Annotated in this window: 17 protein-coding genes; 9 read left to right on the forward strand and 8 right to left on the reverse strand. The window is 66.9% G+C overall.

The window, feature by feature from the left end:
* Positions 1-62: 62 nt before the first annotated feature.
* Complete coding sequence (locus tag J2Y42_RS09540; RefSeq protein ID WP_309857379.1) at positions 63-836, forward strand: SDR family oxidoreductase; 774 nt, start codon at positions 63-65, stop codon at positions 834-836.
* A 1-nt stretch (position 837) separates the two neighbouring features.
* Positions 838-1542 carry an ion channel gene (locus J2Y42_RS09545; RefSeq protein ID WP_309857382.1) on the forward strand — a complete coding sequence of 235 codons (705 nt, stop codon included), beginning with the start codon at positions 838-840 and terminating at the stop codon, positions 1540-1542.
* Between the two features lie 17 nt (positions 1543-1559).
* On the opposite strand, the gene J2Y42_RS09550 is transcribed toward J2Y42_RS09545, so the two are convergent.
* Both J2Y42_RS09550 and J2Y42_RS09555 read right to left on the reverse strand, forming a co-directional pair.
* A complete protein-coding gene (locus J2Y42_RS09550) occupies positions 1560-2354 on the reverse strand; it encodes an aminoglycoside adenylyltransferase domain-containing protein (RefSeq protein WP_309857385.1) in 795 nt (264 codons plus the stop codon).
* A 2-nt stretch (positions 2355-2356) separates the two neighbouring features.
* Positions 2357-3817 carry an MFS transporter gene (locus J2Y42_RS09555; protein ID WP_309857388.1) on the reverse strand — a complete coding sequence of 487 codons (1461 nt, stop codon included), beginning with the start codon at positions 3815-3817 and terminating at the stop codon, positions 2357-2359.
* A 42-nt stretch (positions 3818-3859) separates the two neighbouring features.
* Between J2Y42_RS09555 and J2Y42_RS09560 the strand changes: the two genes are divergently transcribed.
* The 6 genes from J2Y42_RS09560 (at position 3860) to J2Y42_RS09585 (ending at position 8047) form a co-directional block, all read left to right on the forward strand.
* Positions 3860-4381, forward strand: a complete 522-nt coding sequence (locus J2Y42_RS09560) for a phosphoribosyltransferase (RefSeq protein WP_018190148.1) — start codon at positions 3860-3862, stop codon at positions 4379-4381.
* Between the two features lie 8 nt (positions 4382-4389).
* A complete protein-coding gene (locus J2Y42_RS09565; protein WP_309857391.1) occupies positions 4390-5082 on the forward strand; it encodes a uracil-DNA glycosylase in 693 nt (230 codons plus the stop codon).
* Positions 5083-5116: 34 nt separating this feature from the next.
* Positions 5117-5695, forward strand: coding sequence for an N-acetyltransferase family protein (locus tag J2Y42_RS09570; RefSeq protein WP_309857393.1), 579 nt, complete (start codon positions 5117-5119; stop codon positions 5693-5695).
* Between the two features lie 115 nt (positions 5696-5810).
* The gene (locus J2Y42_RS09575; protein ID WP_309857396.1) at positions 5811-6836 is read left to right on the forward strand and encodes a hypothetical protein; all 1026 of its coding nucleotides are present in this window, start codon (positions 5811-5813) and stop codon (positions 6834-6836) included.
* A gap of 19 nt (positions 6837-6855) precedes the next feature.
* Complete coding sequence (locus J2Y42_RS09580; protein WP_309857399.1) at positions 6856-7407, forward strand: DUF2781 domain-containing protein; 552 nt, start codon at positions 6856-6858, stop codon at positions 7405-7407.
* 73 nt (positions 7408-7480) lie between these two features.
* A complete protein-coding gene (locus J2Y42_RS09585) occupies positions 7481-8047 on the forward strand; it encodes a hypothetical protein (RefSeq protein ID WP_309857402.1) in 567 nt (188 codons plus the stop codon).
* 554 nt (positions 8048-8601) lie between these two features.
* Here J2Y42_RS09585 and J2Y42_RS09590 read toward each other — a convergent pair.
* From J2Y42_RS09590 to J2Y42_RS18695, 5 genes are all read right to left on the reverse strand, one after another.
* Positions 8602-8880 (reverse strand): hypothetical protein, encoded by a 279-nt coding sequence (locus tag J2Y42_RS09590; protein WP_309857403.1) that lies wholly within the window; start codon positions 8878-8880, stop codon positions 8602-8604.
* Positions 8881-8990: 110 nt separating this feature from the next.
* Positions 8991-9917 carry a hypothetical protein gene (locus J2Y42_RS09595; RefSeq protein WP_309857406.1) on the reverse strand — a complete coding sequence of 309 codons (927 nt, stop codon included), beginning with the start codon at positions 9915-9917 and terminating at the stop codon, positions 8991-8993.
* Positions 9872-10057, reverse strand: coding sequence for a hypothetical protein (locus J2Y42_RS18690; protein WP_396427151.1), 186 nt, complete (start codon positions 10055-10057; stop codon positions 9872-9874). The genes J2Y42_RS09595 and J2Y42_RS18690 overlap by 46 nt, the downstream gene beginning before the upstream one ends.
* On the reverse strand, positions 9976-10299 hold the full coding sequence (locus J2Y42_RS09600) for a hypothetical protein (RefSeq protein ID WP_309857408.1): 324 nt from the start codon (positions 10297-10299) through the stop codon (positions 9976-9978). The genes J2Y42_RS18690 and J2Y42_RS09600 overlap by 82 nt, the downstream gene beginning before the upstream one ends.
* Before the next feature lie 179 nt (positions 10300-10478).
* Positions 10479-10652: a recombinase family protein gene (locus tag J2Y42_RS18695; RefSeq protein WP_396427144.1), complete on the reverse strand. Its 174-nt coding sequence runs from the start codon at positions 10650-10652 to the stop codon at positions 10479-10481.
* Positions 10653-10796: 144 nt separating this feature from the next.
* On the opposite strand from J2Y42_RS18695, the gene J2Y42_RS09605 reads away from it, so the two are divergent.
* Complete coding sequence (locus J2Y42_RS09605) at positions 10797-11027, forward strand: hypothetical protein (protein WP_309857411.1); 231 nt, start codon at positions 10797-10799, stop codon at positions 11025-11027.
* A 7-nt stretch (positions 11028-11034) separates the two neighbouring features.
* On the opposite strand, the gene J2Y42_RS09610 is transcribed toward J2Y42_RS09605, so the two are convergent.
* Positions 11035-11382, reverse strand: a complete 348-nt coding sequence (locus J2Y42_RS09610; protein ID WP_309857413.1) for a multidrug efflux SMR transporter — start codon at positions 11380-11382, stop codon at positions 11035-11037.
* Positions 11383-11476 lie beyond the last annotated feature (94 nt).

Below are 11476 nucleotides of genomic sequence, written 5' to 3' on the forward strand. Positions count from 1 at the left end.
AGACGCGCCGCCGCACGCGGGCAACGTATCCGAAACACGCCGTAACCCGCGACAATGAGGGCATGAGCAGACGTGTGGTCGTGACGGGAGCGAGTTCGGGCATCGGTGCGGCGACGGTCCGCGCCTTCCGGGGCGAGGGCTGGGACGTGGTGGCGGTGGCCCGCCGGGAGGACCGCCTGCGGGAGTTGGCCGACGAGACCGGCGCCGAATTCGTCGTCGCCGACCTGACGAAGCAGGATGACGTGGATGCGCTCCGCGACCACCTGGCGTCGACCGGCGGCATCCACGCGCTCGTCAACAACGCGGGAGGCGCGCACGGGCTCGACTCCGTTGAGGCCTCCAGCGTCGACGACTGGGTGTGGATGTACGAGATCAACGTCATCGGAACGAAGCGCGTCATCTCCGCCCTCCTCCCGCTGCTGCGGGTGGGCGCGACCGAGACGGGGCACGCGGACATCGCCGTCGTCACCTCCATCGCCGGTCTCACCGCGTACGTGGGCGGAGGCGGGTACAACGCCGCGAAGTTCGCCGAGCACGCCCTGACCGAGGTGCTGCGGCTGGAGTTGAACGGCGAGCCGATCCGCGTCGTCGAGATCGCGCCGGGGATGGTGGCGACGGAGGAGTTCTCCCTCGTCCGGTTCGGCGGCGACAAGGCCAGGAGGGACGCCGTCTACGAGGATGTGCCCGAGCCGCTCTCGGCCGAGGACGTCGCCGACACGATCGTCCACGCGCTCACCCGCCCCCGCCACGTCGACCTCGACCTGATCGTGGTCAAGCCGGTCGCGCAGGCGGCGCCGTACCGGCTGCACAAGGGCGAGCTGACGGTCCGCGGCTGACATGGTCGACGAGGACGACGCGAAGCGGCTCCGCTGGGAGCGCGCGACCGCCTGGCCCGGAATCGCCGCCAGTGCGCTCTTCCTCATCGCCTACTCGTGGAACATCCTCGACGAGTCCCAATCGACCGCAGTGCACGTGACCCTGCTGGTGGTGCTCGTGGCGGTGTGGCTGTTCTTCTTCATCGACTACGTGATGCGCCTGCTGCTCGCCCGGCACAAGCGGGAATTCATCCGCCGGAATCCGGTGGATCTGCTGTCGGTGTTCGTCCCGATGGCGCGACCCTTCCGCCTGCTGACGGGGCTCCGCCATCTGAACGGGCTCCAGGGCAACAGCGGGTCGCACCTGCGGCGTCGCATCGTCATCATCGCGTCGAGCTTCATCGTCATGTTCATCTACGTCATCGCACTCGCCGAGTTCCAGGCCGAGCGCTACGCGCCCGGGTCGAACATCCGTTCCTTCGGCGACGCCGTGTGGTGGGCGTGCGTGACCATGGCGACGGTCGGCTACGGGGACTATTACCCGGTCACCATCCCCGGCCGGATCCTCGCAGTCGTCCTCATGATCGGCGGCGTGGCGATCGTCGGAACAGCGAGCGCGACGATCGTCAGCTACCTCAACGACCGGACGCAGCACCTGCGCCACCACGAGCCGAGGCCGCGCGACGCGCATCCCGCTCCGGAAGAGGAGAACGACGCCTCGAGCTGACGCTGCGCCGGACCGGGTCAGCCGTTCGCGACGGCCACGCACGCCCGTAGCAGCCGGAGCGCCTGGCGCGCGTCGCGCACCGTGAACTCCTGGCGGTCGCCTGTCCGATCCCGCACCGCGCGCTCCAGAAGCTCGGCGTGCTCCGGCCAGCGCTCGGCGGCGAACGCGGCGGCGGCGGTCTTCGAGAGCACGTCGCCCGTCTCGATGGTGGCGACCAGCCGGATGGGGCCGAGCGCCACCCAGCGCACGGTCTCCGCGCGCACGGGGCCGTCGTCCGGCCGGTCGGCGAGCTCCGCCTCCAGTCCGTCGCCGATCCGCTGCCAGTAGTCGAGCAGGTTGTCGCGGGAGAACGCGACGACCCCTTCGGCGGTCTGCGGGTGGCGGTCGGAGACCGGCGACCAGATGACGTCGCCGCCGTCGACGATGCCCTGCACGCCCGACTCCAGCTCCCGCCAGGTGATCCAGCTGAGCTGCGCGCCCGCGAGCGCGGAGACCAGCACGCCCTCGACCACCTGGGGAGCGGTCTGGACCACATCCGGCCCACGGGCGATCTCCGACTCGGTCAGATACACGCCGTCGATGTGCGGCTGGGAGGCGGCGTGCAGCTCCGCGAGGGCGGGCAGGTCGTCGACCGGGTCGCGGGTGACGACGAACACCACGTCGATGTCGCTGGCGCCGGGATGCCAGTCACCGGCGACCGCAGACCCGGTGACGATCGCACGGCTGACGAGTCCGGGGGCGACGCGTCTCTGTTCCAGGAGGAACGCGGTCAGGGCGTCGGCGACGGCGGGCGGGAGCTGCTGCTCGGACATGGTCACTCCAGGGCGGGTTCGGGATCCGCGAACGCGAGCCGCGGCACGAAGAAGAGGAGCACTGCGGCGACGAGCGCGCCCAGACCGCAGATGGTCCAGACGAGCATGTAGCCGACGAGGCTGGCGGCGGTGGCCGTCACGGTGGCTGCGCCGGCGAGCAGCACGACGCCGAACACGGCGGACGCGAACGACCCGCCGATGGTCTTGGTCGTGTTCGTCAGAGCGGTGGCGACGCCGGTCTGCCCGCGCGGTGCGGCGGCCGCCGCCGCTGCGGGCAGCGCCCCTACGAGGGCACCGGAGCCGACCCCGGCGATCGCCATGTTGGTGAACACCTCCCACGTCTGGAGGTGGAACGGCAGGAACATCAGGTATCCGATCGCGACGAGGAAGGCCGCGCCGATCAGCGTCACGCGCGGCGTCAGCCACGACGACACGAGCGGGAACAGCACCGCGCCGACGATCATCGAGATGAGGTACGCGCCGATCAGGATGCTGCGCTGGCCGGCCGAGAGCCCGAGCCCGTACCCGTTCGCGGGGTCCGTGCCCGCGTACGTGCTGAGCGGCGCCTGCGCGCCGAGCAGGCTGATCCCGATCAGGCCGGCGGTGAGCTGCACCGGCCACATGGTCGGGCGGCGGAGCACGCGCAGGTCGATGGCGGGATCGGCCTGCCGCAGCTCCCAGCGACCGAACGGCAGGAACGCGAGCACGCCGATCGCGATCAGCGCCCACACCCACCAGGTGCCGACGCCGTTGAGTCGCAGGAAGGTGAGCCCGGACGTGATGAGCAGGAGCCCCAGCGCCAGCAGGGTGAACCCGACGGCGTCGAGGCTGCGCCCGGGCACGGGCTCCGACTCCGGAACGCCGAAGAGGATCGCGAAGAACACGAGCGTGACCGCCACCGCCGGCACCAGCAGGGTGAGCGTCACATCCCCGCCGAGCGCCTCGAAGAGCAGGCCGGCGCCCACCGCGCCGACGATCGCCCCGGCCTCCAGCGCGACGACGAGCAGACCGGCCGCACGTCGCGTGCCCGATGCGGCCGTCCCCGTCCGGCGTCCGCGGTCGAAGATCAGCGCGACCTCCAGCGGGAGCCAGACGACGTAGAAGCCCTGCAGCGCGAACGCCAGCAGGTAGGTCGTGAAGTCGCCGGCGAAGGCGAGCCACCAGGACGAGAGGGCGGTCACGGCGGTGGCGATCAGCAGGATGCGCTTGTGCCCGAACATGTCGCCGAGCTTCGCCAGCACGGGCACGACCAGGGCGGAGACGAGCAGCTGGGCGGCCTCGAACCAGTTGTAGTCGGCGTCGTGGATGCCGAGGTGCTTCACGATGTCGGAGATGAGCGGGACGTAGTACCCCTGCAGGATGCCGCTGGTCAGCTCCACCAGGGCCAGCCAGCCGATGAGGCCCGCCGTGGTGCCGATCACGACCGCCGCCCGGCGCTGGGCTGACGTCTTCTCCGAGGTCATGCGCGGATGCTAACACCCGGGCGGCCCCGGTACGGTAGAGCAATGGCCAGCGAACTCGACGATTCCGGTGCAGACGTCCTCCAGGAGGCGGAACGGGAGGTCCTCGGCTGGTTGGAGTTCGGCGAGGCGTCGCGTCACCTGGCCGGTGAGGTCGTGGAGTCCGGGTTCGAGCCGGACATGGTGGTCGCGATCGCCCGCGGCGGCCTGCTGCTCGCCGGCGCCATCTCGTATGCGCTCGGCATCAAGGCGTGCGGCGCGCTGAACGTCGAGTTCTACACGGGCGTCGACACCCGCCTCCCCGAGCCCGTCGTGCTCCCGCCGATGCTCGACTCCGCCGCCCTGCAGTCGAAGCGGGTCCTCCTCGTCGACGACGTGTCCGACTCCGGCCGGACGCTCGCGATGGTGGTGGATCTGATCGCGGCCTCCGGCGCTGACGTCCGCACGGTGTGCCTCTACTCCAAGCCGCGCACGGTGCTCGAACCCGACTTCGTCTGGCGCCGCACCGACCGCTGGATCACCTTCCCGTGGTCCGCCCTCCCGCCGGTGACGGCCGCGACCCACTGAGCGGGACCGTGCCGAAGACGCTCGCGGAGCTGGCCGCCGACGGTTCGATGGACCCGGGATGGGCGGCCGCCCTCGAACCCGTCGCGGACCGCATCGCGGCGATGGGCGAGTTCCTCCGCGCCGAGGTGGCCGCCGGGCGGCACTACCTGCCCGCCGGTGACGCCGTCCTCCGAGCCTTCCGGGCGCCGCTCGCCGACGTTCGCGTGCTGATCGTCGGCCAGGACCCGTACCCGACGCCGGGGCACCCCATCGGGCTCTCGTTCGCCGTGGAGCGCCACGTGCGCCCGCTGCCGCGCAGCCTCCAGAACATCTACCGCGAGCTTGGCGACGATCTGGGCGTGACGCCGCCGCCCCACGGCGACCTCGGCGCCTGGTCCGACCACGGGATCATGCTGCTCAACCGCGTGCTGACGGTCCGGCCGGGGGAGCCGGCTTCGCACCGCGGGAAGGGATGGGAGGCCGTGACCGAGCACGCCATCCGCTCGCTCGTGGCCCGCGGCCGGCCGTTCGTGTCCATCCTGTGGGGGAGGGATGCTGCAACGCTCAGGCCGCTGCTCGACGGCAACCCGGTGATCGAGTCGGCGCACCCCAGCCCGCTGTCGGCGTCACGCGGCTTCTTCGGGTCGAAGCCCTTCTCGCGCGCCAATGCCCTGCTGACGAAACTGGGCGAGAAGCCGGTCGACTGGTCGCTGGAACCGTAACCCGCCTGCAATACGGGCGACGTAGGCTTGACGGGTGCTGGAAGAGGAATACCAGGAACGTCGGGTGCTGCCGCGGCACCTGCGCAAGCCTGCGCCCGCGGAGGCGCCGTTCGAGTACGCGATCCGTGAGGCGCGCCCGGAGGACCTCCCGCACGTCCGCGAGATCTACAACCACTACGTGGCCAACAGCACCGTCACCTTCGACGAGGATGCGATGACGCTGCGCGAGTGGAAGAGCAAGTACGCCTACCTCAAGAAGCTCGGGATGCCGTTCATCGTGGCCGAGTCCCCGAGCGGCCAGATCCTCGGCTACGCCCTGGTGCAGCCGTGGAAGCAGAAGCGCGCATATCGGTTCACGGTCGAGAACTCGATCTACCTGGGTGCCGCATCCACCGGGAAGGGGCTCGGTCCGGTCCTGATGCAGGAGCTGATCGACCGATCCAAGGCGGCGGGCCTCAAGGAGATCATCGCGGTGATCGCCGACAAGGGCGCAGAGGCGTCCATCCGGATGCACGAGAACTTCGGTTTCACCGAGATCGGCCGGATGGGCCGCGTCGGCTACAAGTTCGACCGCTGGCTCGGCACGGTGCTGATGCAGAAGTCGCTGAAGTAACGCTTCGGCAACGGCGGCACGGCGCGGGTCCGCGTTGCGCTAGCGTCCTCCTGAGCGCCCGATCCGCGGCGCATACCGAGGGGGGAATATGAACGGCCGCATTGCTCGAAGTCTCGTGGTCTCCGCTGCACTTGCGCTGATCCTGACCGGATGCGCGCACAGCGTTCCCGGGTCTCAGCCGACGCCGCGGACGGCGACGCCCACGCCCACTCCGACGCCGGTCATCACGGCGCAGCCGGTCCGCGTCCCGACCACGTGCGACCAGCTCGTGCCGGCGGGAGTGCTCGCCCGGATCGGTGCGGGTCTCGTTTCGGAGGAGGCGCCGCACACGCCGTACCTGTCGTCGTGGATGAACGAACGCGTCGGCGCGCTCACCTGTTCGTGGTCGAACGGTGCGGGCGACTCCAGCGCCGACCTTCTGCGACTCACCCTCGTAGTCGGCCCCGAGGTGACGCGCGAGTCGTTCGAGGGATACCTGAACGGCGAGCAGGGGGGAGGAATCCACTACCCGGCTGCCGGACCGGATGCCTACACTCTTCGCGCAGGCGACAAACCCTTTGGCTTCGTCTTCCTGACCGCGCACTACGGGGGTTCGGGGAATGTGATGGCCGGATCGAACGTGCCCCTTCCCCCGGACGCCGACGCCATCGCGCTCCAACAGATCTCCGGCGTGGTCTCGGCTCTCGCAGCCCCTGGTCCGCTGTGGACACCGTCCCCGACCCTGACCGGCGCGACGGGATGCGACGGGCTGGCCACGGCGGACCAGCTCGGTTCTCTCGGCGGCCTGCCTTCCGCGCGGGTGGTCAAGAGCGATGCCGGGGAATACTCGGTGTCGCTCTTCGACATCGACCGCCAGGTCGGCGGGTACTGGTGCACGTGGCTGTCTGAGGATGCATCGGACACTGCCTCGATCTCCGTCGGCGTACTGCCCGGAGGGGCGGAGTACGCGAGGAAGGTGCGCCCAGCGGGATCCGTCGACGTTCCGGGAGTCGGGGCATCCGCGTACCGGAGCCCGGACGGCGAGCTGAATGTGATCGCGGACGGCGGCTGGGTACAGGTGCACGGCTACGACGGCGTCACGCCCGAGCAGCAGACGGCGTTGGCGAAACAGGTGCTCCTCAACGTCGGCTACAGCGGCTGACGGGCGCTAGGCTCGCCGCGTGAGCACCGTGACCCCTGGAACCGCGACGAACGGTGTCGCCACCGCACCGGTGGCGCCCGCCAATCTGCCTCTGCGCAAGCGTCCGGTCGACATCTTCTTCATCGTGATGTTCTCGCTGTTCATCGTGACCTGCATCATCAGTGACGCGATCCCCACGCTCGGGATCCCGCAGACCGCCACGACGACGAACATCCTGGCGCAGTGGAACTACACGTACTCGTCGCAGTACGACCCTCTCTACATGCAGGAGCCGCTGTGGCTGCGGTTCATCACCGGGACGAGCGCCTTCATCTACCTGCCGTTCTACGTGCTGCTGGTCGTCTGCCTCGTGAAGGGCTTCAACTGGATCCAGCTGTTCGCCGTGATCTACGCGACGATGATCATCAGCCTCACGGCCATCCCGATCTTCGGCGTCGAGTTCTTCGGACCGGTGGGGCAGCGCACGCCCAACCCGGTCGTCTTCCTGCTCTACAACGGGCCCTACGTTCTGGTGCCGTTGCTGCTGCTCATCCGGATGCGCAAACCGCTGCCGTTCACGAGGAGGTTCTGATTCTGGCCGGGAATGTCGCAGGCGCGCGCTATCTTCAAACTGACATTGACTCAAAGTCAGATTGGAGCGACAAGTGGCGCACCCAGCTCACCAAGACCAACAGGCCACCCAGACCGAAGAATCAATCAGGCGGGGCACGGACGCCCTCATCAGATTTTGCCTGACGACTTGGAAGCCGTCTCTCGACAGCCTCATTCGGGAGGTCGTAGTCGATCAAGCTTCCACGTTCGACCGTCTCGATGCAGAGGGCAAGAGGGCTCTTCGGCAGTCGCTTGATCAGGCCATCCTGCAGTCTGGCTCCGAGTTGGAGGGAAGGCTGCGGGATCTGGTGGCCACGGAGCTGAAACGAAGTGGTGCGCTCGGGTCGAACCTGAACGGTCGTCTTGACGCTGAGCTGAGAGAAATCGCCCAGCCCGTGGCAAAGGTCTTGTACGAGGCTGGTTTCAGGAACGAAATAACTGCAATGGGCTTCAACTATGAGATTGAGATTGACGTAGGTCAGGCTGCTGAGCAAGCTGCGGGCGCACTCGATTTGGACATCAACCAGTTGCGGGACGTGCGGAGGCAAATTGCCGCGCACGAACACTCGGATCGAAAGGATCGCGTTGCAGACGAATGGGATGCTCTCAGCGGTCAGTGACTAATCGCGCCGCTCGACACAAAGATAATCAGCGTGGTATCTGAGAGCACGATTGAGTCAACGCCCGCAATGCCCCCAACGACGGCGTACCACGGAGCACGCGGAACGTCCCTTGCCTCGATGTGTTCAACGCTCTTCTCGACCTCGCGCGGGCGGCACAAACCGAATCGCGGGCACAGTCGATACGCCGATCATCCTGAGCCGTGACCGACACAGCGAGGATGGACTACTGCATGTCATGGTTCGCGACTTTGAGGGCGGCGAGTTGCGCTGCCCTTCCGAAATGGGAAGTACACGCTAACCGCAGACCGCCTGTATGAGACTCAGAAGGGCCGTTGGCGAGGTCAATCAGAAGGCACGCCAAACCAACCTTGGACCGCGAACCAGGGCGTACTGATGAACTTGGAGGCTAACCCGGGTGAGGCCATGACAATTGCCGACATGAAGGCTCGGTACGCCGGGGAGTCGGTCGAGAGGGTTAGTCGCTACCTCTCGGAGCTTGCCTCGGCGGGATTTATCGAGAAGGTCGAATACGGCGTCTACCGCTACAACCCCTAGTCACTGCCGATGGCGTACTCGATTTTTCCGGATTGAATTCCGTTCACGACCTCATCAAGTTGCCCAGCGAGTAGCTCGACAGCTTCACTTAGCCGGGACACCGTGAGCTGTAGACCGCGAGGCCACACGTCTGCCTCACGACTCTCGGCAATGCGCTTGGCGTCTCTAGCGAGGACCACGGCGTCTAGCACCAGTCCACGTGTAACCGTACCGATCTCTTTGCCGCGATCCGGCTGAATCTCGGGACCGACAATCTCAAGGTGACGTTCGCTCATGGTCGGGACTATAGGGCGCTTCATGATTCGTTGGCCATGCTGTAGCGTCCGCAGGCATGGGACTTCGCTACTACGTCAGTTACACCATCCTGAGTGGGCGGCCGGAGAATCTAACGCTCAATGGCCAGCGCACCTACATGTCGAGCGACGACAAGGACATCGCCGAACAGCGCGCCGCGTATCTGCAGACTAAACAAGGCTCGGCTGAGCTTCTGCAACAGCTTCTCAACAAACCGGAGTACCGCGGCTCGGAGATGCTGCGCATACAGCATGTGGAAGTTCGGGAGGTAGATGACGACGGCACTGACTAGAACGCCTTGACGTCCATTGGCTCGGCCTCTTTCTCGTGGCTTGTGCGTAGTCGGTGGCTTCCGTCCCCCGCATGAGGGTGACTGACTCGAACAGTGACCGCACGATATCCTGACGCTTCGAACCGGGAACGCGGCCCAACGCTCTTCCCAGCGCGGGAACACCTTGGTCGCCTCGGCGGTGGCCCAATCGCCGTAATCCGTGGACGCCTCACGTGCGTGCAGACTGGCGCGGGTGTCACTAGCGACAGCGGCAGTGATTGCGGTATCGGCGTCCGCAAGCTTGAGGCCAAGTTCAGCGATGCGCTTGCGGGCGGCGGAAACGTCTGCGCCCGGAGCTTCAGCAATCTCCTGCTGCACCTGCCTCTTGCGGGCCAGCTCAGCATGCTTCACGCGCAACGCGGTCAGGTCCGCGGATTCGGATTGCTCGGGGGAGTGAGCGAGCGCCTCGAGCTTCATAAACACCAACTCCGCCAGCTCGTGCTCTGCCTTTTCGGTGCGAATGCTCGGATGCGTGACGCCGTCGTTCCTGTCGCCCGCATGCTTCGGGCACCTGAGCTTTTCGTATCGGTAGGTCTTGCGCTTGACGGTCGTGCTCGACGGCGGTGACGCCGGCTTGCTTCCGCGTACGGAACACTGCACGAGGCCAACGGCCGTCCAGGTCTTCGGTTTCGGGCCGCGCGCTACCGTTCGGGCAGGGTTCTCAAGTATGGCCTTCGCGGTCTCCAATATCTCACGATCGACAATCGCCGGGCGGTTGGCACCGGAACCTCGACGCCCTTGTGCTCTAGAACGCCTGCGTAGCGACCACGGCGGAGCATCTTGCCGACGTTGGCGGCACGCCACTGACTACCGCGCGAAGTTGGAATGCCAGACGCTGCGAACATCTGCGCGAGGAGTAGAGCGATTCGCCATCCAGGACCATTCGGTAGGCCGTGCGGACTAAGTCGGCTTCTGCCTCCACGATGCCCTTGCGGTCCTCTGTGAAGCCGAACGGACGCGCCCCGCCCAAGTCTTGGCCCAAAGCAAGCCGACGCTCCAGGGAGGCTTTTACGCGCTCGCGCTTCACGTGGCTTTCGAACTCCGCAATAGCCCCGCTGATGGTGGACATACACCCTCTGCGGTGGCGGGATCGACCTTGCCCGACGCTAACGTGTGCCAAACCACACCGTGCCTGGCGCATTCCGCCTGGAAGCCGATTGCGTCCTGAGCGCTACGAGTGAACCGATCCTCAGCCACGGCGAGCACAACGTCATACCGGTTCGCTTGTACGCCGCTGATAAGGTCAAGCTAACCGGGTCGGGTGTTGTCGGTGAAGCCGGAAATGCCGTCATCGGCGCGAACGGCCACGATCTCATAGCCCCCACGCTCCGCTAGTACCCGGCAGCGCTTCTCCTGATCTAGTCTGGCCTCAACATTCGGATGAGTCTGCGAAATGCGAGCATAGATGGCAGCACGGGTCATGTGTGCGAATTGACACTTCGGACCGGTGGGGCAGCGCACGCCCAACCCGGTCGTCTTCCTGCTCTACAACGGGCCGTACGTGCTGGTGCCGTTGCTGCTGCTCATCCGGATGCGCAAACCGCTGCCGTTCACGAGGAGGTTCTGATGCCGCTGCTGGAAGACCTGACCGTCTACGAGGACGGCGATCGCTACGACGTCTACGACCACTCGTTCCCGGACGAGGATGCGGAGCTCGGCCGCGGCCGTCTGCTCGGCGCGGTGACCGTCACGCCCGAGGGGGAGTACGTCCCGGCCGGCGAGGGTGCTCGCTACGAGTACATCGCTCCCGCCCGGACCCTGGACGAGGCGCTCGGCGCGTTCGTCGGCTCGGCCTGACCGGCCGCTAGGCGGCGGGGTGCTTCGCGCCCAGTTCGAGCAGGCCGACGCCGCCGATCACGAGAACGAGCCCGGCGATCTGCACCCAGCTGAGCGACTCCTTGAAGAACACCCAGGAGATGATCGCGATCGCCGCGACACCGACGGCCGACCAGATCGCGTAGGCGATGCCGAGGGGCACGCCGCGGCCGAGCGCCAGGGACAGCGCGAAGAACGACGCGACGTAGCCGACGACGACGATGACGAATGCCCACCACTTGGGGTTGTCGCCGGAGGTGAACTTCAGGAAGGTCGTCGCGACGACCTCTGTCGCGATGGCGACGGCGAGAAACAGGTAGCCCAGCACGGAAGACACGCTAGCGAACCGTGGGTCGCTCCTCGCATCCCGCTATGAGTTCACCGAACGTTCTGTCGCGCGTCGCCGCAGCGGTTTAGCCTGACGACGCCGA

It is taken from the genome of Leifsonia sp. 1010, assembly GCF_031455295.1.
In the GTDB taxonomy this organism is placed as follows: domain Bacteria; phylum Actinomycetota; class Actinomycetes; order Actinomycetales; family Microbacteriaceae; genus Leifsonia.